Below are 19,976 nucleotides of genomic sequence, written 5' to 3'. Positions count from 1 at the left end.
ATCATTCGGTTACAAGGATTAACGATTCGGTTGTGGTGCCTTGTGCATCGGTCGCCTTGATGATGAAGTTGTGTGTACCGGCACCCAGCAGACCGAGCAGCGGCATGAAGTCGCTGATGTCGAAGGTTACTTTCGCTTGGTTCAGCACATTGCCTTCGGTGGGGAATCCCAGTCCTTCGATGGGCTCTTTCAGGTTGCCCGGGTTCACCAGGTCGAGGTGCGCCGAGAGGCCCATGCCCGAGAGCTCCTCGGGAGTAAGTGTGGGCGAATCGATGTCGACGGTGAGTCCCGTGAGACCGGCCGGGTCGCTGCTGGTGATGTCGACCACCACTTTCAACCCTTCGGTGATAGTGACAGGGGTACCCAGTTGTATGGTTTCACTCGTAATTTGGGGAGCCTCGCCCGGTGTGGGTTCGGGGTCAGGATCGGGGTCGGTGCCCGGGTCTACGGGATTGGGGTCGGGGATAATCTCCTCTTCGATGGTCACGTTGCCCTCGTGGTCAATGGTCTCGCACGAGGCGTCGAGGGTCACCGAGGGAGTTACGCCGCCCGTCTCGCTGCCCGGTTCGGGTCGCTTGATGTCGTAGTGAATCTTGCGCCAGTCGCCGGCCTTGACGTTGTCGACCTGGATGCGGTTTACCTCTTCATACCCGTCGATGGTGCCGGTGAAGGTGGCGATGAGCAGGTTGCTCTCACCGTCGGAGCGGAAGTATCCGGCGCGGGTTTCGGTCTGCGAGAAGTCGAGCGAGCCGGAGCCGATGTCGACCGTCACCTTGCAGTCGTCGCCCATGAACGATTTCAGGTCTTCGGAGTAGGTTACCGTCACCTTGATGTTTTGCAGCGTGCACACTACCGTGTCGAGTTGGGTCACCCGGTTCTCTTCGATGGTGAAGGCCTTGTCGGCATAGTAGTAGGGGTGTTCCCATTCGGCCGGCTGCACGCGGTGCGAGAATACGGCCACGTTGTAGTCGCCCACGTTGAGGGTGACAATCTCGGGCATCTCGTTATATTTCCATTCGAGGGTGTCGGTTCCCTGCGAGGGGTATATTTGCACGGTGAAGTCGCCCGTATCGACGGCCCGGCTCACCGGTGCTTTTTCTATCACTTGTGTGTCGTTGTTGGGTATGGCTCCGAAGGTCGAGAGGTCGAGTGTCCCGGTTTTTCTCGACGGGGTTTCTATACCCAGGTCGTAGGTGAATTTCTCCCGGTCGCACGAGGAGGCGGCCACGGCCAGAACTACGGCCAGAGAGATGCCTAATATATTTCTCATAGGGTTATGCTTTATCTTATTCATAGGTGAAAGTTAAGTTGTCGATGGTAAGGGTTGCACCTCGCGAGGCCGATTCGTACTGGCCGTTCGAGACCGAAGTCTTTATGGCCGCACCCTCTTCGCTCTGGTTGTAAGAGGCGTGGTTCGACGAGGTAATCATGATGCGCAGCGTGGTAGCCTTCTGATTGGTTACCGAATAGGTGACGGGCACCGAGAACTCGGTGTAGTCGGCAGCGGCCGAGAGACGAGCCGTGCCGGTGGCAATCACCTTCTGCCCGTTGAGCAGGGTCACGGTCACTACGCCCGTTTCGGTGGGGTCGTTGCCGTCGTTGGCATATTTGTACCACCCTTTCAAGGCCGAGGGGCGCGAGGCGAAGCTCACCCCTTCGGTGTAGGTTTCGCTGCCACCCGAGTAGGAGTAGCTGCCCAGGAACAGCTTGCCGGCCGAGCGGTTGGCTATGTTGGGCACGTTGGTGTTGTAGTAGGTGGTATTGAAGGCACCGCCCGATGTGGCGGGGGTGGTACCGTTGGCATCCCAGGCTACGTTGCGTACCACCATGGCGTTGCTCCCGCTCTGGGCCGTGAGGTCGCGATAGAGGTCGGGCGTTACGGTGCTCGGAGCAAAGCTGCGGTAGGCGTCCCACGTGAGGGTGGTGTTGTAGGTCGAGGGGATGACAAACCACGAGTTCTGGTTGGCGGCCGAGAGGTTGCAGGTCTTGGCGTTGACGCTGGCCCAGCCCGTAGGCTCCTGTATGGTGAAGCTGCAGGTATTCTGGTAGTTAACGGGCCATACCGAGTATTTGCCGCCCTGGTTCATATCGGTTACCGAGATGGTTTGGGCTATCTCTTCGAAGTCGCCGTTGGGCACGGCGGCTGCCGACTCGGTGCGCAGGGTGAGGTCGCCGCTGTAATTGACGTTGTCCTGGCCGCTGTTGCACGAACCTCGCAACTGGTAGCGGGTGTCGGGGTTGAGGCCGGTGATGACGCGGCGGCCCTGGCTCAAGGTCGAGGCGACGGTTTCCCACTGGCCGGTACTGTTGGCAAAGAGCACGGCATAGCGGTCTACGGCCTCTTGATACTGCGAATCTTCGGCAGTGAGTTTGACGGTGGCGCGGCGGGCCCAGATGTCATACTCCTCGGCGGTGATGGTGAAGGCCGGGGTCTTGACCGGTATCGAGATGGTCGAGGTCTTGGCTCCGTTGGCATACGAGCCCTCGACTACGACGGGCTTGTCGGTAGCTTCGATCGAAATCTTTATCTGGTAGAGGCTGCCTTCGCTCGAGACCACGGTCGAGTTGCTGTTTACCTTCGCACCTTCGGCGTTGAGGTAGCTGAATTTCACCTGGTCGATGTAGGCTCCATCGAACTCGACGGGAATCGTAACCGATTTGCTGCCCACGAATACCGGTTCGGGGGTCTGCAAGGCAAAGGTGATGGGTATGCTCTTGACCGACAAGGTGATGGGCGATTCGCTCACCTTGCCATACATGTCTTTGGCCGAGAGGGTGAAGGTGTGCATATCGCTCCCGTCGAGGGTGTGCAGGTGGGCAAAAAGTTCGGCAAAGTCGATGAATCCCATCTTGCTGCCCATCTCGGTAAAGCCTTTCAACTTCAGTCCCAGACGGGAGAGCAGGGCGCGGTTTTCGCTGCTCAGGTTCACCAGGTCTATTTCGCGGGGCCACCCTTCGCTTTCGAGGCAGGCCGACGAGGTGGTGAGTGTGCAGGCGGAGAGGCCGGCCTTGGCTGTGAGCGAGATATTTGCCTGCCGGTTGTCGGGGTAGCTGTTCTCTTTCACTTCGAGGGGCGTGCCCGGCTCGAATCCGGCCGGGAGGAACGAGGGGGCCGGGGCTACCATCACCTCGTCGGAGATGTCGATGGCGATAGGCTGTGTCTCGGTTGTTTCGTCAAAGCTGATGCTGAGTTGAGCTTCGCCCGCGGCATTGTCGGCAATATCGAGTTTGATGCGGTAGTGCTGACGCGGTTGCGCATTCTCGATGGCGGCCGGTTCGAAGGTCGACTCGATGCCGTTTTGTTTCTTCAGATAGGTCTGTATGGTTATCTTGCCGGGTTTCACATAGGCGGCACGGGTCTCCTCTTTCTCAAATTTTATATAGTCACCCTCGGCCGCATGTATGGTGGTGGCATAGTCGGCAAAGTATTTCTTGAAGGCATCGGAGTATTCGACCGTCACCTTCACGTTGGCCAGGGTGCAGAGTATCTCGACCGGCGTATTCTCGCGATAGCGTACGGCTACGTCGGACTGCCCCAGGTAGTAGGGCTTGTCGAACCCCTCCTCCTCGAGGTTGCCGTAGTAGGCGCTCATGGTGTAGGTGCCTACGGGAATTTTTTCGGCCGGGTCGAAGTCGGCCAGACTGTCCCAGGCGCGGGAAAAACTGCCGTCGGCAGATACCAACTTTAAGGCAAATTCACTGACATCGGGATTGGTGGTTTCGGTAATTTCGGTGGTCGAGCGAGTGACAGGTACTACTTGGTAATCGGCTGAAACTTTTACGTTTATGGAACCGTATCCCGAATCGACCTGATTCTCCTCGTTTGCGCAAGATACTAACAATAGCACGGTTGCGCCACATAAGAAAAGATTCTTTACATTCATGTTTCTCTTTTTTAATTTCCGTCTATTCGCAGATGGATTAAGTGCGTGGGGAATCCCCAGGAATCGCCCTCATACACTTTGAGTATAAGTCGAAAATCGGCTCAAAGATAGTAAAAATTTTGTAGATAGAACAGCCGAACCGAGGTTTTTGTTAGCTTTCGTGGTGTAAATAGGAGAAGTAATGACCTTGAAATGAATGCTTTTTGTGTGTCTCTTGGCTCGAGTGGAGTGCGTTTTGGAGCTCTTTTCTCGACGAAATCGACAGAAAAGAGCGCATAGCTCGAAAAATGTCACTATCTTTACCCCACGAAGATAGGGCGGGGATTGTTCAAAGGCTGAAAACCGAGGGTTTACGCCTCTTTCTGCTCTCGTCTTTTCGTATTTTTTACGGTACAAAAAAAGATATATATGAAAATAGCGGTAGTAGGTACAGGCTATGTAGGCCTCGTTACCGGAACATGTTTTGCCGAAATCGGTGTCGATGTGGTGTGTGTAGACATCGACGCCGAGAAGATAGCCCGCATCGAGCGGGGCGATATTCCCATTTATGAACCTGGACTCGACGAGATGGTTCTCCGCAATATGAAGGCGGGGCGGTTGCGCTTTACCACCGATTTGTCGACTTGTCTCGACGGGGTAGAGATTCTCTTCAGTGCTGTGGGCACGCCGCCCGACGAAGACGGTTCGGCCGACTTGCACTATGTGCTCGACGTGGCCCACACCGTGGGTCGCTACATGAACGACTATCTGGTGGTGGTTACCAAGAGCACCGTGCCGGTGGGTACGGCCCGCAAGGTGAAGGCGGCCATCCAGAGCGAGCTCGACAAGCGGGGCGTGTCGATTGAGTTCGATGTGGCTTCGAACCCCGAGTTCCTCAAGGAGGGGAGTGCCATTGCCGACTTCATGCGCCCCGACCGTGTAGTCGTAGGCGTGGAGAGCAAACGGGCCGAAGCTTTGATGCAGAAGCTCTACAAGCCGTTTATGATTAACAAATACCGCATTATCATCACCGATATACCTTCGGCCGAGATGATTAAGTATGCTGCCAATGCCATGCTGGCAACCCGTATCAGCTTCATGAACGAAATTGCCTTGTTGTGCGATGAAGTGGGTGCCGATGTGGTTGCGGTGCGCAAAGGCATCGGTGCCGACGACCGCATAGGCAGCCGTTTCCTCTATGCCGGGTGTGGCTACGGGGGCTCGTGTTTCCCCAAGGATGTGAAGGCTCTCATCAGGACCGCCGAAGAGAATGGCTGCCACATGCAGATACTGGAGGCCGTGGAGCGGGTGAACGAGTCGCAGAAGGAGCTGCTCTACCATCGGTTGCACGACTACTTCGGGGGCGATCTGGCGGGCCGCAAGTTTGCCGTGTGGGGGCTCTCGTTCAAACCCGAGACCGACGACATGCGCGAGGCTCCGGCCCTGATTCTGATCGATAGGTTGTGTGCCGCCGGGGCCAGCGTGCGGGTGTACGACCCGGTAGCCATGCCCGAGTGCCGTCGTCGCATAGGCGACCGGGTAGAGTATGCCGAAAATATTTACGGGGCGGTAGCCGACGTCGACGCCTTGCTTATCGTTACCGAGTGGAAAGAGTTCCGCATGCCCGACTGGACTGCCGTGCTTCGTGCCATGAAGTCGCCCGTCATATTCGACGGTCGTAATATTTACGACCCGGCCGAGATGAAGGAGTTGGGTTTTGTCTATCGCAGCATAGGCCGCCCCTTGCATTGAGTTTTTTGTCGATAGCAGAAGTGTAAAAAAAGGTAAGGCAGACATGCGTCCTATCCCGGGACGGATGTCTGCCTTTTTGGTAGTGAAAGGGGCTGGAGCGATATTCGTCCACTCGCAATGGCTGCTCCTCCTTTTACCGTTACGTTGTGGAGAACCTCCCTCCCGGGCGCCCTTTCTGTCTATAATAACATCGTTTGCCGATTTTGGTTCAAAGCCGATGCTTTTTTATAGAGAAAAAGAGACGAGGAGACTATCTGCTCACACCCTTTCGCCTCGAGAAGGTGTAGGGCATACGGTTCATATTTCCCGATAAAATTGTATATTTGCAGAAGTAATACCATATAAAAGAAACAAATAACAGAAAATAGGATTGGATTATGAAAAGATGGATTTTGGCCCTGTGCGGACTATGTTTATTCGGGAGCAGTGCCCACGCGCAATTTTCGCTGGGCGATTTGTTAAATTCGTCGACGGTCAACAAAGTGGTAGGAGCACTGACCGACAAAGATGCTACACTCACGGTAGCCGATTTGGCCGGTACGTGGCGTTATTCGGCTCCGGCCTGCAAGTTTGAGAGCGACGATCTGTTGAAGTCGGCCGGAGGCGAGGTAGTAGCTTCGAGCCTGAAAGACAAACTGGCTACCTATTACGAGAAGGCCGGCATTACCTCGTCGCGCGTCTCCTTCTCGTTTGCCGATACGACTATGGTGATGAACTACGGCAGTGCCAAACTGAACGGCTATATCGTGAAGGATGAGCCGAGCGGCAAGTTTGTGGTGACCTTTACGCTGGTAGGCGGGCATATCCCGGTGATGGTAATGGATGCCGATATTACCAAGAGCGGCAATACGATGGAGATACTTTTCAATGTCGACAAACTGGTCGATGTGCTGGTTTCGATTGCCTCGAAGACACAGAGCTCTACACTGCAGACCATCAGTAACCTGTTGTCGGAATACGATGGCGTGTTGATGGGATTTGAACTGACAAAGCAGTAGCGCATCCGGCATATCGGTCGGCAGGAACCGTTATCGATTTGACTCTGCGGTTTATCTATTTTAACAGCTCTGTGAAAAAAGAGAGGTTAAAAATAGGATTGTTGGAAACAAATTCTTATATTTGTTCTTACAATTTAAACTAAAAAACACGTAAAATGAAAAAATTAGTTTTAACCTTAGCGCTTGTGTTTGGCATGTTGACAGCCAATGCACAATTTTTTGTGGGTGGTCAATTTGGTTTGACTTACGACGGTGATACCGAAAACACGACATTCCGTATTGCCCCCGAGTTTGGCTATGCGTTTAACGATGCGTGGACCGTTGCCGGATCTATCGGCTATACACACATGGACAACTACAATTCGTTTTACATTGCTCCTTATGCTCGTTGGACCTTCTTCAACCAAGGTATCATAGGGCTGTTGGTCGATGGTGGATTTGGTATCTCTACCGGGAAACACAAAGGTTTCGATTCGGAGACTGGTTTTGAAATCGGTTTTAAACCGGGCTTGGCCTTCAACCTGACCGAGAACTTCTCGTTGGTAGCTCACTATGGCTTCCTGGGTTATCGCGACAAATACAACGGCAACAGCGTTTCGGGTCTGTCGCTGAGCGGCAACGACTTGAGTTTCAGTCTCTACTATAAATTCTGATATTCTATTTCGTGAATCATATGGAGTGCCCGGTTGTGCCGGGCACTTTTTTTGTGTCTGCCGGTCTGGAAACTTCCCTCGGTCTCTGGGTTGCGGAGTAGTGGCCGGGGCAGGCCGAGCCGGTCTTGTTTGGATAAGGAGTATCTCATTAGATTACGGATCTCTATCATCGAGGAATATAAAAAGAAGAGTGTGGTTCCCGATGGAGAGGAACCACACTCTTCTGTATGGTGTGCGACCGATTACGGTCCCGGTTATTTCTTGAGGGCGGCGATGCTCTCTTCGAGCGATTTTATCTTCTCTTCGGCGTCGGCTTTTTTCTTGCGTTCCAGAGCTACGACAGCCTCGGGGGCGTTTTGTACGAAACGTTCGTTGTTGAGTTTGCCCATGACGGTTTTGAGGAATCCTTGGGCGTGTTGCAACTCGCCTTCGAGTTTCTTCAGCTCGGCCTCTACGTCGATGTTGTTGCCCAGCGGTATGGCATACTCGGTGGCGTGTACGCGGAACGAAGCGGCGGCGGGGTCTTTCTCGTCGATGGCTTCGATGGCCTCGAGGTTGGTCATCTTGGTGAGTATGCAATCGTTGGCGTGGTCGTGGGCTCCGATGATTTGCAGCGTGAGGGGCTCTTTGTTGGCGATACCCTTTTGCAGACGTATGGTGCGCACACCGGCCACAATCTGCTTGGTGGTTTCGAAGCGGTCGATGATGGTGTCGTCGACGGGGTGAGCCTCGGGCATGCGGGCATACATGATGCTCTCGCCCTCTTTACGCTCGTAGAGGTGTTGCCACAACTCTTCGGTAATGAAGGGCATGAAGGGGTGCAGCATGCGCAGCAGGGCATCGAAGTAGGTGAGCGTGGCGTCGTAGGTGGCGCGGTCGATAGGCTGCTGGTAGCCGGGTTTGATCATCTCGAGGTACCACGACGAGAACTCGTCCCAGAAGAGGCGGTATACAGCCATGAGGGCCTCGGAGAGGCGGTATTTGCCGAAGAGGTCTTTTACCTCGGCCAGCGTGCGGCTGAGCTGGGCGTCGAACCACTTGACGGCGATTTGTGCCGTTTGCGGCTGCTCCAGACTCTCGTCGACGTTCCATCCTTTCACCAGACGGAAGGCGTTCCAGATTTTGTTGTTGAAGTTACGGCCTTGCTCGCACAGGGCATCGTCGTAGAGAATGTCGTTACCTGCAGGTGCGGCCAGCATGAGGCCCATGCGCACACCGTCGGCGCCGTAGGTCTTTATCAGTTCGAGGGCGTCGGGCGAGTTGCCGAGCGACTTCGACATCTTCCGGCCTATCTTGTCGCGCACGATACCCGTGAAGTATACGTTCTTGAACGGTTTTTCGCCGGTGTATTCGTAGCCGGCCATAATCATGCGGGCTACCCAGAAGAAGATGATGTCGGGGCCCGTAACCAGGTCGCTCGTGGGATAGTAGTAGTTTATCTCTTCGTTGCCGGGGTTGTTGATACCGTCGAAGAGCGAGATGGGCCACAGCCACGACGAGAACCAGGTGTCGAGGCAATCCTCGTCCTGACGCAGGTCGCTCAGTTGCAGCGAATCGTCGCCGCTCTTTTCGCGGGCCAGTTTCAAGGCCTCTTCGGGAGTCTCGGCTACGACAAATCCGCCCTGGGGCAGGTAGTAGGCCGGGATGCGGTGTCCCCACCACAACTGGCGCGAGATACACCAGTCTTTGATATTTTCCATCCAGTGGCGGTAGGTGTTCTTGAACTTGTCGGGGTGGAACTTGATGTCGTCGTTCATCACGGCTTTGAGGGCCGGCTCGGCGAGTTTGTTCATCTTGACGAACCACTGCATCGAGAGTTTCGGCTCAATGACTACGTTGGTACGCTCCGAGAAACCTACCTTGTTGTTATAGTCCTCGACCTTTTCGAGCAGCCCGGCAGCCTGCAGGTCTTTGGCAATCTGCTTGCGCACGTCGAAGCGGTCCATGCCGATATAGAGGCCGCCGGCCTCGCTGATGGTACCGTTGTCGTTGAAGATGTCGATGGTGGGGAGGTTGTATTTCTCGCCCAGCATATAGTCGTTTACGTCGTGAGCCGGAGTCACTTTCAGACAGCCGGTACCGAACTCGATGTCTACGTAGTCGTCCATGATGATGGGCACGGCCCGGTTGACCAGCGGCACGATTACCTTCTTGCCTTTGAGGTAGGTGTAGCGGGGGTCGTTGGGGTTTACGCACACGGCCGTATCGCCCAGAATGGTTTCGGGACGGGTGGTGGCCACGACAATATATTTGTCCTCACCCTCGATGTAGTAGCGCAGGTAGTAGAGTTTGCTGTGCTCCTCCTTGTAGATAACCTCTTCGTCGGAGAGGGCGGTGAGGGCCTTGGGGTCCCAGTTGACCATGCGCACGCCGCGGTAGATGAGCCCCTTGTTGTAGAGGTCGACAAATACCTTCAGCACGCTCTTGGAGCGAACCTCGTCCATGGTGAAGGCGGTGCGGTCCCAGTCGCACGAGGCACCCAGCTTCTGCAGCTGCTTGAGGATGATGCCGCCGTGCTCCTCTTTCCACTCCCAGGCATATTTGAGGAACTCCTCGCGGGTGAGGTCGCTCTTCTTGATACCCTGGGCGGCGAGTTTGTTCACCACTTTGGCTTCGGTGGCAATCGAGGCGTGGTCGGTGCCGGGTACCCAGCAGGCGTTCTTGCCCTCCATGCGGGCCCGGCGTACGAGAATGTCTTGTATCGTGTTGTTCAACATGTGCCCCATGTGCAGAATACCGGTGACGTTGGGGGGCGGGATGACTACGGTGTAGGGTTCGCGACCATCGGGCTTCGACTTGAAGAGCCCGTTTTTCAACCAGTAAGCATACCATTTCTCCTCTACGTCGGCGGGATTGTACTTTGTGGCAAGTTCGTTCATAAAGCGATTCTTTCAGATTTTCTTATTATTGTGGTGAGGTACAGAGGTATCGGTCTCTTGTACCAATTGGGTGCAAAAGTATAAAATATTTTCCGAAAACGATACTTCTTTGGCGGCAAAGTGGCCCGTAACCTCTCTATCGGTCGAGATGGTTCACGGCCTCCTCCAGTTGCTCGAGTGCTTTTTGCAGTACGGCCCGCGGTGTACCCACGTTGAGCCGCATGTGGCCTTTGCCTTCGGGACCGAACATCTCGCCGTCGTTGAGGGCGAGCCGAGCCTTGTCGACGAAGAGGTCGATGAGGGCGTCGTGGTCGAGCCCCAGCCGGGTGCAGTCGAGCCAGACGATAAACGAGGCCTGCGGTCTGATGGCCTTGATCTGGGGGATATGTTGCTGGAGGAACTCCTCGACAAAGAGGATGTTCTGCTCGACATAGGCGAGCATCTGCTCGCGCCAGTCGCGGCAGTGGTTATAGGCGGCTTCGGTGGCGATGGTGGCCATGAAGGTGGGTTCGTTCAGCTCGTTGGCCGTGAGCCAGTCGAAGAACCGCTTGCGGATGGTCTCGTTGGGCACGATGGCATAGGAACTCACCAGCCCGGCGATGTTGAAGGTCTTGGAGGGGGCGCCGAACGAGATGCTGTTCTGGGCGGCCGTCTCCGATACCGAGGCGAAGGGGTGATGCTTGGAGCCGAAGATGGGCATGTCGGCATGGATTTCGTCGGCAATGATGAGGATATGGTGGCGGGCACAGATGTCGGCCACACGTTGCAGCGTGGCGAGCGGCCACACCACACCGCCCGGGTTGTGGGGATTGCAGAGTATCAGTATCTTGCACTGCGGGTCGATAATCGACTCGAGGTGGTCGAAGTCCATCTCGTAGTGGGTGCCGTTCCACTTGAGGGGGTTGTGCACCACTTGCCGGCCGTTGCCCTCGGGCACGGCCATAAAGGGAGTATAGACGGGAGTCTGTATGATGATTTTGTCGCCGGGGTTGCTGAATACGTTCACGGCCAGGCCGATGCCTTTGACAATGCCGGGAATGTAGGTAATCCACTCGCGTTTCACCTCCCAGCCGTGCAGGTATTTGAGCCAGTCGATAATCGACTGCCAGTAGCTGGCTGGAGCTTCGGCATAGCCGTAGACAGGGTGTTGCAGACGTCGCACGAGGGCTTCGGTAATCGGGGGAGCTACGGCGAAGTCCATGTCGGCAATCCACAGGGGAATGAGGTCTTCGCGACCGTATCGTTCGCCCAGCACATCGGTCTTCATTGCGCCGGTGTGGTGGCGGTCGATAATTGTGTCAAAATCGTACTGAATGGCCATGATCTATATTGTTTAGGTATTAGGTTTCGTCGAATGGACAGAGCGGGTCAGAATCCCAGCTCTACCTGGAACCGCAACTGCCAGCGGCTGTAATCCGAGGCGGTGAACTCGTCCTTGTAGTTGTAGGAGAGGTCGGCCTGTACTTTGAGCCGGTGGTCGATGAGGTATTTGGTTACGCCCAGGGTCGACTGGTTGTAACAGCGGTAATTGGTGTAGGGCTGTACCTCTTTGTCGGGCTTGATGGTCGAGTTGCGCAGAGCTATTTCCCAGTTGGAGGGGAACAGGTAGCTGGCCTGCACGTTGAGACCCATGCCGGTGAGGATATATTGCTCGACGGTTTCGCCCGATTTGATGAGGGGCGATGAGGTGCATGTGCGTCCCATGAAATCGGTATAGAAGGCAAAGCCTCGGTATTTGAAGATGAAATCGACGAAATAGGACGAGAGGTTGCGTGCCTGGTCGAAGCGGAGCAGGTCGCCGTTGGAACCTTGGGCTCGCAAGGCCCGGTCGTTGTAGCTGTATGCTCCGGCCAGGAGTATCTTGGGCGTCTGCTCGCGTTCATAGTCGCCCTCCATGGCATCGCCTTTGCCGGTAAAGCGGCCCAGGGGGAAGAACTCTATGCGGCCCGTATAGGCGAGTCCGCTGCCCTTGTTGTTGCCCCAGTTGCGCCCTTCGCCCGTAGTAATCGAGGCTTTGGCTGCCAAATCGAATGAGCCGAACAGGTGCTGGTTGTACTCGCCGAAGACACCGAAATCACGGTCGAGGTTGAACTCGGAGTTGACAATCGATCGGTCTACAAACTGCAGGGCGCTCGACGAGTTGACGCGTGCCCGGTTGGCCCGGATTTTGGTCTGTCCGAAACCGATGTTCCATGTCGCATTGGGCACATAGTAAATCATGGCGTCGCGCACGATGTTGCTGTTGCCGTTGGGCAGGGTTTTCGTGTCGTATGGCGAGAATCCCAGTTGTACGAGATAAGTGAGCTTGGGAGTATAGATATATCCGTCGAATCGCAGACGCAACCGTTTCACGCGCGCGTCGAGTTCCTGAGCTTCGAATTTTTCGTTGAAATCGACGTCGACCATGTTTTGCATTCGTATCCGCATGGTGAGCTTGTAGCTTTTGTTTTTGGGCTGGAACGAGATACCGTTGCCGACCTCGATGTCGGGCATGTGCATGCGTATCAGTCTCAGCTCGTCGGAGTAGTCGGTATCGGGGAGAGTGATATTGAGCGAGTCGTTTTTGAAAGCCGGAGTTTTGGCGGCCGCCGACCACGAAAGAAGCATGAAAACCAATACCGATAAAAAGAATTTTCGATGAGTCATAATGTTTTGAATTTTTTTCATGAGTAAATTTTCATGCAGCAAAAATGAGGTCTAATTTTGAATTTAAATTGAAATGTTACAAAATTTTGTTCGGGATAGAGTGGCGCATAAATTCACCCCGATTCCTGTTGTGGGGTCTCTCGGGGAGTTCGTTTTGTGCAAGACTCTATACTCCTTTGTCTCCTGTCTTTTATTCGGGTCAAAAATACAACCAAAGCGGCAATATTCCAAAGTTGCGGGGCTAATTTTGCGGGATGGAAGAAAGAAAAAAGCCTGCTTCGCTTCGACGATGCAGGCTTTTTGAAGCGTTGGCGGAAGGAGGGGGATTCGAACCCCCGGTACCCATTCGAGTACGTCAGTTTAGCAAACTGGTGGTTTCAGCCACTCACCCATCCTTCCAGAGATGGTGCCGTTGTTGAACGGCGTTTTTCCAAACGCAGCGCAAAGATAAGGCGAATATTTGAATCTGCAAATTTTTTTGGCCTATTTTATTTCGCGAATATTCGCTATTTTTGTCGTCCCGATATAAAATGTTCATGTAGTATTACCGATTGTTTATGACAAATGTAAAGAAAAAGAGAAGGATAGGAATATTGCTTGGGTCATTGGCGGCTGTGGTGTTTGTGGTGGCATGTGTTGCCTTGTGGGTGGCCAAAGGTTATCTTTACGACCCTGTCGTGAGTAACCGTTCGATGGTGTATGTGCACCGGCAGTGGAGTGCGGCACAGCTCGACAGTGCCCTGTATGCCGCCTTGGGCGACGACCGGGCGGTGGCTCGGGTGGGGCGTATGCTTTCGCTGTGCGGCTTCGATGCGGCCGAGCGCGAAGGGGCCTATGCCGTAGAGCCCGGCATGAGTGCCTGGCGGGTGGCTCTGAAGCTGTCGCGGGGCAGTCAGACACCGGTGCGGGTGACCTTCAACAATGTGCGTACCCTCGACCAGCTGACCGGGAAGATTGCCGACCAGCTCTGTTTCTCGAAAGAGGAGCTGTCGGCTCTGTTGCAAAGCGACAGCGTGTGTGCCGAGCTGGGGTTCACGCAGGCTACGCTGCCGGCCCTCTTCCTGCCCGACACCTATGAGTTTTACTGGACCGTCTCTCCCGAAGATTTCTTGAAGAAGATGGCGCGGGAGTATCGACGCTACTGGAACGGCGAGCGCGAGAAGCAGGCCGAGGCCTGGGGCTTGACCCCCGTCGAGGTGGCTACGCTGGCCTCGATTGTCGAGGAAGAGACCAACAAACCCGACGAGATGGGTACGGTGACCGGTCTCTATATGAACCGTCTGCACAAGAATATGCCGTTGCAGGCCGACCCCACGGTGAAGTTTGCCTGCGGCGACTTTGCCTTGCGGCGTATCCTCAAGAAGCATCTGGCCATCGACTCGCCCTACAATACCTATCGGGTGACGGGGCTGCCGCCGGGTCCCATACGCATCGCCTCGAAGCAGGCTATCGACGCCGTGCTGAACCACCGGCCCAACGACTATCTGTATATGTGTGCCCGGGAGGATTTTTCGGGGTATCACAATTTTGCCACGACGCTGGCCGAGCACCAGCGCAACGCCGTGCGCTATCAGCGCGAGTTGAACCGGCGGGGCATACGCTGACCGCCGGGTTGCTTCTGGGTACGTATGGATTGGAATCGGCAAGGATTTAAAATAGCAAAGCCTCGTCTCACGACGGGGCTTTACTACTTGAAATATATCAAAAACAAGAAAGAGGATAATGTTTATACAGGATAAACAAAGGATAATATAATACCAATGAAACACACAAAAAACAAGAATATTATCGTATAAATCAAACTCTTTTGAATCGGGCTCCCGGCCTGTCTCCGGCGGGGCGACGCTTCGCTTCCCGAGTGGGAGGGGCTCTGTGGGGGCCGTTTTCGATAATAAAACAACGCTGGGGGGAGAAAGGTTTCGGCGGTTGTCGATTTTAACGTGCGTTAACTATCGGCAATCTGTTCGGTATGAGGTACGATGGCTGCTTCGGGCTCATCGTCTATCCAGATAGCCAGGGTGAGCCAGAACAATAGCAGGACAATGGCCAGGGCTACGCCGATGGCCATCCAGATTTTTTGTCGTTTTTGTCGTTTGTTTTCCATACGTCGATGTTACTTCGATTGTTTTGGTAGAGTAACATCGTCGAGGAAATAAAGTTCGGACCCTTAGAAGGGTAATTTTTCGTCTTTCCCGGGATTCAGAAAGTCGGTGTTCCCCGGCAGGGGTGCGCTACCGGGCAGCGGGTCGCCGGGCAGACCGCCTGCCATCTGTCCGACAGGTGCGGCGTTGAATTTCGAGGTGACCGGCGCGCTGAGGTCGGAGAGGCGGGTATCCTCGTCGTAGTTCTGGAAGCGGGCCAGGTAGGAGATGAACTTGAGGTTGACGATGTCGGTGGCACCGTTACGGTGCTTGGCGATGATGAACTCGGCCAAACCCTCGATGTTGTTGCCGTTGCCGTCTTCCTTGGAGCGGGTGTAGTATTCGGGACGGTGGATGAAGCAGACCATATCGGCATCTTGCTCGATGGCTCCCGACTCACGCAGGTCGGAGAGCTGCGGCCGCTTGGCTTCCTTGCTGTCCTTGTCGTTGCCACGCGACTCGACGCTACGGTTCAGCTGCGACAGGGCGATGATGGGTATCTGCAACTCCTTGGCCAGCTGCTTGAGCGACCGCGATATGGTACTCACCTCCTGCTCACGGCTGCCGAACGACATGCCACTGGCGTTCATCAGCTGCAGGTAGTCGATGATGATGATTTTGATGCCGTGCTCGCGTACCAGCCGGCGGGCTTTGGTTCGCAGTTCGAATACCGACAGACTGGGGGTCTCGTCGATGTAGATGGGGGCATTTTGCAGAATCTCGATGCGCGACATGAGGCGCTCCCATTCAAAGGGGCTCAACTGTCCGCTCTTGATTTTGTCGCCCGGAATATCGCAGGTGTTGATGATAAGACGGTTCACCAGCTGGATGTTCGACATCTCGAGCGAGAAGATGGCCACCGGGGTGTTGTAGTTGACCGCCATGTTCTTGGCCATGGAGAGGACGAAGGCGGTCTTACCCATGGCGGGGCGGGCGGCGATGATAATCAGGTCGGAGTTCTGCCACCCCGAGGTGATTTTGTCGATGTCGTGGAATCCGGTTTGCAGACCGCTTAAACCGTCGGTACGGTTGGCTGCCACCTGTATCTGTTTGATGGCTTCGCTCACGACGGGGGCAATTTGCACCACATCCTTTTTCAGGTTGCGTTGCGAAATCTCGAAGAGTTTCCCCTCGGCCTCTTGCATGAGGTCGTCGACGTCGTTGGTCTCGTCGAATGCCTTGTTCAGGATTTCGCTCGAAAACTCGATCAGCTCGCGGGCCAGGTATTTCTGGGCCACGATGCGGGCGTGATACTCGATGTGTGCCGCCGAGGCCACCCGGCCGGTCAGCTCCGAGATGCGCAGGGCACCGCCTACCTCGTCGAGTTTGCCGTCGAGGCGCAATTGCTCGGTGACGGTGAGCATGTCGATAGGGCGTTGCTGGGCACCCAGTTTGGCAATGGCGCTGTAAATGGTCTGGTTGTTGGGGTCGTAGAAGCACTCGGGTTTCAGGATGTCGCACACGGTGGTGTAGGCATCCTTCTCGAGCATGAGGGCTCCCAACACGGCCTCTTCGAGCTCGGTGTCCTGGGGTTGTATCTTGCCCTGTTCCGAGACTTTCGGGGCATAGGTTTTCTTCTGACGGGGGGTATAGTTTCTTCGAGTTTCCATATATCGCTTTCTTTCGAGATGCAAAGGTATATAATCTTTGTGTGCCGAGGTACAGGGCGAGCCAAATCTTATGAAGAAGTTTTCAACAAGAGGGAGTGACAGGCTTGGGCCTGAAGGGGACGATTCGTCTCGCATTCAGGCCCAAGTAGGTATATCGGCAGTGAAATAGTGAGGTTGCAGGTCTCGGCTTTTAGGGCAGGGCGGGGGCTACGTTGGGGAAGCTCTCCATCCGGTCGGCACAGTAGGCTTTGAACGCCTCCCAGTCGTAGTAGGGAGCGTGGCCCGAAGCGATGGGCAACTTCACCTCCTGCTCGTTGAAGAGTACCTTGACCAGCACCCGGCCGGCCGGGTTGCGGTAGAGAATCCACTGGATGTTGGTGGCCATGGGGTTGTATTTGAAATCCTGCCAGCAGTCGGCCACCTTCTCGGGGTCAGACTCGGCCACGGCGGCATTCTCGATGCCGAGCAGAGCCAGCAGCGGGATGGTGTTTTCGCCGTGGGCAAATCGCAGGTTGGCCTCGATGCCGTTGCCGTCGACAGCCGCCTGCGAGGTGGCCAGCATGTCGGCCAGCAGAGGTTTGGCTATGGCCACGGGCAGTCCTTGGCCGTCGGGGTAGTTGGCCTTGCGCAGGTATTGCGAGAGGTTGTTCACACTCCACAGGTCGTACTTCTCATCCTCGGTAAACCAGGGGAAGAGGTCGATGCCGTAGTCGGTATTGGGCAGAATCATGGCCAGGGCATAGAGGTGCGTCATAAAGGTGACGGGGTTGGGAATCAGCTCTTCCCACCCTTTTTTGAAGGTCTGGTCGATGAGCCGGGTGGGGGTGTGCCGCGTTTGATACTCCTTGAGTACCGATTTCCACGACCCTTTGGCCAGGTATTGCTTGTAGTCCTTGCTGTTGAAAGGTCGCAGGGTGTTGTCGTAGCCGTTGCTGGGGTCCATGGAGAAATCGGCCTCCGGGGTGTAGCCCCGCATCTCGGCCACGAAGGCCGCCATGCTGGCCATGGAGCGGGGTACGGTAGTCGATTGGGCGATGAGGTTCACACGGCCGTCTTGCGGGGTAAATGCCGGGCGGAAGCGGTTGTACATGCGGCGGGCCATATCACGGTGTTGTTGGGCCCCGAGGGGAGTGAGGTCGCCCCAGCGGTGATTCATGCGCTGGTATATCGAGTCGATTTGACTTTTCAGCAGTTTGCCCTGCGAGGTGAGCATGCCGAGCGAGTCGGCCCGGTTCATGAGTTTGTAAAGGTTGGGCACCAGTGTTTTCGAGTCGTGTGTGCGGGAACCGTGCCGGGCTATGTGGTCGACATGGAAGGGGACGAACCCTTCGGGAGCCGGCGTGTCGGTGGTGTCGTTGCAGTAGTAGGGGGTACCCGTACTGCCGAAGAACTGCGGGTTGCGATGCAGGAAATCGCGGGTCGAGGTTTGCCCGTATGCGAATGACGATAGGGCGAGCAGGAGAGCGCCTGCCGTGAGAATTCTTTTGTTCATCTAAGCACTTTTTGAGTTATGCGGGTAAATTTAGAATAAATTCTGCAGATACTAAAATTTTTATTCATTTTTAGAATGTGGAAACGGTTCCATTTCCTTTTCGGTTTCAGGCCAAAATGTATTTTTTTGTCTCTTTTCCTGAGAAAAACTTCAGTTTGATTGTCTTGTAAGAGTATTTTTTGCTTCTTTGCATTTATAGCTGCATTGGTGACTTTAATCCATGTCCCGTAAAAATCCGATATACGAAGAAGCTATAAAAGTGGAAAATAGTTATATTAAAAATTTATAGTTTATGACAAGGAAAAAGATTGAAATCGGGGATATTTTTGAAGTCCCTACGGCAATAGGAAATGCATATATCCAATACATGGCCGAAGTGAATCAAGTGACATTGATACGCTTGCTTCCGGGGGTATATCATGAACCTGTCGATTTGGAAAAATTAGTCCAGCAGAAAGAACGATATATCTGTTTCGTTCCGTTGGGAATAGCTTTACGAAGAAAATACATTCGCAAAGTTGGTTTTTCCGAAGTCAAAAAGTTCAAAGTCCCTAAATATTTCAAAGAAGTAGAAAAAGTTTGCGGAGAGTTCAAAGGGTGGGAAATTACCAATATTCAAAATAATGAATGGAGATTAGTAAAAAAACTGACAAAAAAGCAAAAAAAATATCCGCCCAGCGGAATCTGGGGTATAGAATTTTTAATAGACCGTATTGAAAAAAACTGGAACCCGGAAACTTGGGAAGACGAAGGTGTATAAATATATACGTTTACAGGCGATTAACTTTAATGAAGTAATCGCCTTTCATTTCTTTGAGAATATTTTGTTTTTTTATAAATATTCCCTTTCTTTGAGAAAAGAAACACCCCAACTTGCGTACCATGAAATTCTATCGAAATACCCTGCTGATATTTTATGCTTTCATTGCACAATCAATGCCGTTTGAAGACGATAAGTAGTCCTGCCTTCAAATATAAATGATATAATTATTATGGGCTTATTAAAAAATAGAATAATTAAAATGGGATGCGATTTTTGGATCGATACCGAAGAAGATGCTCCCTCGGTCGTAACCCGTATGACCGGTGTACAACCCTCGTGGGCCACAACAAAAGGCGAAATATTCAGAACAAGACCCCACAATGCAATACCCGGTAAGGTAATACCCGGAAAGTTCTTTAAACAAAACCTGTGGGAATTATCCGGTACTGCCTATTTTGAAAAAGACGACCATCTGATACCTTTCAAATCGATCGATATGCTCGAAATGATCGAGAAACAGAAAAGTTCTTTCCAAAAGATTTTTAGGAACTACAAATACAAATGCCTCCTTCATTTCTGCTATACCAACCGGCATAAACTTCAATTCCGCATTCCGCCTGAACTGTGGAAGCGTATCGCTCCGTACGGATTGTTGGTCGACTTCGACCTGTACCTGCTCAGTAAAAGCAAGAAAAATAACATTAACCGAATCAAGACCGGAACCGAGATGGGCTGCACGCTCTATATCGAGACCGGGAAGAATGACCCGGGTATCGTTACCGAGATGACCGGAGTATCTCCCACCCGTATCAAACGGAAAGGATACCCCGACATACCCTACACCGAGCTCGGCACTCACCCGGTCTTCGATGAGAAAAACGTCTGGTTTTACGATACGTTCGACAACCGAAAAGCATCGAAATATTTCGATCTGGTATATCAATCCACCGAAATATTGGACTTGGTAGAAAGCCGTTTAGAGTCGTTCCGAAAAGTTTTCCGCCGTTTCAAAAACAGCGGATTGATACTCCATTGCAGTATGGGACATTATAACTTCCAGTTCAGAATACGGCCCGACATGTGGCAAAGAATCGCCAAGCTGAATATCCCGGTAGATTTTTATCTATACTACATAAGTACACCTTATTTCGACGACTGAACCATTATCAATCGAGAGTG

The 19,976-nt window shown here is 53.7% G+C and carries 14 protein-coding genes and 1 tRNA gene; 6 read left to right on the top strand and 9 right to left on the bottom strand.

Annotated features, from left to right (window positions below; all coding sequences use genetic code 11):
* Nucleotide 1: 1 nt before the first annotated feature.
* Both ABGT88_RS10705 and ABGT88_RS10700 read right to left on the bottom strand, forming a co-directional pair.
* On the bottom strand, nt 2-1,270 hold the full coding sequence (locus ABGT88_RS10705) for a DUF4493 domain-containing protein (RefSeq protein ID WP_346702049.1): 1,269 nt from the start codon (nt 1,268-1,270) through the stop codon (nt 2-4).
* Between the two features lie 16 nt (nt 1,271-1,286).
* Nucleotides 1,287-3,884: a DUF4493 domain-containing protein gene (locus tag ABGT88_RS10700; RefSeq protein ID WP_346702047.1), complete on the bottom strand. Its 2,598-nt coding sequence runs from the start codon at nt 3,882-3,884 to the stop codon at nt 1,287-1,289.
* A gap of 408 nt (nt 3,885-4,292) precedes the next feature.
* On the opposite strand from ABGT88_RS10700, the gene ABGT88_RS10695 reads away from it, so the two are divergent.
* From ABGT88_RS10695 to ABGT88_RS10685, 3 genes are all read left to right on the top strand, one after another.
* Nucleotides 4,293-5,615: a UDP-glucose/GDP-mannose dehydrogenase family protein gene (locus tag ABGT88_RS10695; protein WP_087408597.1), complete on the top strand. Its 1,323-nt coding sequence runs from the start codon at nt 4,293-4,295 to the stop codon at nt 5,613-5,615.
* Between the two features lie 377 nt (nt 5,616-5,992).
* Nucleotides 5,993-6,613 carry a DUF4923 family protein gene (locus ABGT88_RS10690; protein WP_087408596.1) on the top strand — a complete coding sequence of 207 codons (621 nt, stop codon included), beginning with the start codon at nt 5,993-5,995 and terminating at the stop codon, nt 6,611-6,613.
* 155 nt (nt 6,614-6,768) lie between these two features.
* A complete protein-coding gene (locus tag ABGT88_RS10685) occupies nt 6,769-7,266 on the top strand; it encodes an outer membrane beta-barrel protein (RefSeq protein ID WP_298663560.1) in 498 nt (165 codons plus the stop codon).
* A gap of 254 nt (nt 7,267-7,520) precedes the next feature.
* Here the strand turns inward: ABGT88_RS10685 and ABGT88_RS10680 are convergent, their stop codons facing one another.
* From ABGT88_RS10680 to ABGT88_RS10665, 4 genes are all read right to left on the bottom strand, one after another.
* On the bottom strand, nt 7,521-10,145 hold the full coding sequence (locus ABGT88_RS10680; protein ID WP_346702044.1) for a valine--tRNA ligase: 2,625 nt from the start codon (nt 10,143-10,145) through the stop codon (nt 7,521-7,523).
* 136 nt (nt 10,146-10,281) lie between these two features.
* On the bottom strand, nt 10,282-11,466 hold the full coding sequence (locus ABGT88_RS10675) for a MalY/PatB family protein (protein ID WP_087408593.1): 1,185 nt from the start codon (nt 11,464-11,466) through the stop codon (nt 10,282-10,284).
* Nucleotides 11,467-11,513: 47 nt separating this feature from the next.
* Complete coding sequence (locus tag ABGT88_RS10670; RefSeq protein ID WP_258327345.1) at nt 11,514-12,791, bottom strand: OprO/OprP family phosphate-selective porin; 1,278 nt, start codon at nt 12,789-12,791, stop codon at nt 11,514-11,516.
* Nucleotides 12,792-13,100: 309 nt separating this feature from the next.
* Nucleotides 13,101-13,190 (bottom strand) — tRNA-Ser (locus ABGT88_RS10665).
* Between the two features lie 158 nt (nt 13,191-13,348).
* Between ABGT88_RS10665 and mltG the strand changes: the two genes are divergently transcribed.
* A complete protein-coding gene (gene mltG / locus ABGT88_RS10660; RefSeq protein WP_346702041.1) occupies nt 13,349-14,395 on the top strand; it encodes an endolytic transglycosylase MltG in 1,047 nt (348 codons plus the stop codon).
* A 341-nt stretch (nt 14,396-14,736) separates the two neighbouring features.
* Here the strand turns inward: mltG and ABGT88_RS10655 are convergent, their stop codons facing one another.
* From ABGT88_RS10655 to ABGT88_RS10645, 3 genes are all read right to left on the bottom strand, one after another.
* Entirely contained in the window at nt 14,737-14,895 is a 159-nt protein-coding gene (locus ABGT88_RS10655; RefSeq protein WP_321584308.1) for a hypothetical protein, read from the bottom strand.
* A 63-nt stretch (nt 14,896-14,958) separates the two neighbouring features.
* Entirely contained in the window at nt 14,959-16,542 is a 1,584-nt protein-coding gene (dnaB, locus tag ABGT88_RS10650; protein ID WP_346702038.1) for a replicative DNA helicase, read from the bottom strand.
* A 190-nt stretch (nt 16,543-16,732) separates the two neighbouring features.
* On the bottom strand, nt 16,733-18,034 hold the full coding sequence (locus ABGT88_RS10645) for a histidine phosphatase family protein (RefSeq protein ID WP_346702037.1): 1,302 nt from the start codon (nt 18,032-18,034) through the stop codon (nt 16,733-16,735).
* Nucleotides 18,035-18,326: 292 nt separating this feature from the next.
* On the opposite strand from ABGT88_RS10645, the gene ABGT88_RS10640 reads away from it, so the two are divergent.
* Both ABGT88_RS10640 and ABGT88_RS10635 read left to right on the top strand, forming a co-directional pair.
* Nucleotides 18,327-18,794: a hypothetical protein gene (locus tag ABGT88_RS10640; RefSeq protein WP_346702035.1), complete on the top strand. Its 468-nt coding sequence runs from the start codon at nt 18,327-18,329 to the stop codon at nt 18,792-18,794.
* A gap of 262 nt (nt 18,795-19,056) precedes the next feature.
* Entirely contained in the window at nt 19,057-19,956 is a 900-nt protein-coding gene (locus ABGT88_RS10635; RefSeq protein WP_346702033.1) for a DUF4279 domain-containing protein, read from the top strand.
* Nucleotides 19,957-19,976: the final 20 nt, after the last annotated feature.

The sequence above is a fragment of the Barnesiella sp. An22 genome (genome assembly GCF_963931395.1).
GTDB classification, from domain to species: domain Bacteria; phylum Bacteroidota; class Bacteroidia; order Bacteroidales; family Barnesiellaceae; genus Barnesiella; species Barnesiella merdigallinarum.
This window is presented reverse-complemented; position numbering and strand designations above follow the sequence as displayed.

What these genes read in the sequence shown, in the direction of transcription:
- ABGT88_RS10705 (WP_346702049.1), bottom strand. Translation starts at nt 1,270, where the DNA reads ATGAGAAATATATTAGGCATCTCTCTGGCCGTAGTTCTGGCCGTGGCC.
- ABGT88_RS10700 (WP_346702047.1), bottom strand. Translation starts at nt 3,884, where the DNA reads ATGAATGTAAAGAATCTTTTCTTATGTGGCGCAACCGTGCTATTGTTA.
- ABGT88_RS10695 (WP_087408597.1), top strand. Translation starts at nt 4,293, where the DNA reads ATGAAAATAGCGGTAGTAGGTACAGGCTATGTAGGCCTCGTTACCGGA.
- ABGT88_RS10690 (WP_087408596.1), top strand. Translation starts at nt 5,993, where the DNA reads ATGAAAAGATGGATTTTGGCCCTGTGCGGACTATGTTTATTCGGGAGC.
- ABGT88_RS10685 (WP_298663560.1), top strand. Translation starts at nt 6,769, where the DNA reads ATGAAAAAATTAGTTTTAACCTTAGCGCTTGTGTTTGGCATGTTGACA.
- ABGT88_RS10680 (WP_346702044.1), bottom strand. Translation starts at nt 10,145, where the DNA reads ATGAACGAACTTGCCACAAAGTACAATCCCGCCGACGTAGAGGAGAAA.
- ABGT88_RS10675 (WP_087408593.1), bottom strand. Translation starts at nt 11,466, where the DNA reads ATGGCCATTCAGTACGATTTTGACACAATTATCGACCGCCACCACACC.
- ABGT88_RS10670 (WP_258327345.1), bottom strand. Translation starts at nt 12,791, where the DNA reads ATGACTCATCGAAAATTCTTTTTATCGGTATTGGTTTTCATGCTTCTT.
- mltG (WP_346702041.1), top strand. Translation starts at nt 13,349, where the DNA reads ATGACAAATGTAAAGAAAAAGAGAAGGATAGGAATATTGCTTGGGTCA.
- ABGT88_RS10655 (WP_321584308.1), bottom strand. Translation starts at nt 14,895, where the DNA reads ATGGAAAACAAACGACAAAAACGACAAAAAATCTGGATGGCCATCGGC.
- dnaB (WP_346702038.1), bottom strand. Translation starts at nt 16,542, where the DNA reads ATGGAAACTCGAAGAAACTATACCCCCCGTCAGAAGAAAACCTATGCC.
- ABGT88_RS10645 (WP_346702037.1), bottom strand. Translation starts at nt 18,034, where the DNA reads ATGAACAAAAGAATTCTCACGGCAGGCGCTCTCCTGCTCGCCCTATCG.
- ABGT88_RS10640 (WP_346702035.1), top strand. Translation starts at nt 18,327, where the DNA reads ATGACAAGGAAAAAGATTGAAATCGGGGATATTTTTGAAGTCCCTACG.
- ABGT88_RS10635 (WP_346702033.1), top strand. Translation starts at nt 19,057, where the DNA reads ATGGGATGCGATTTTTGGATCGATACCGAAGAAGATGCTCCCTCGGTC.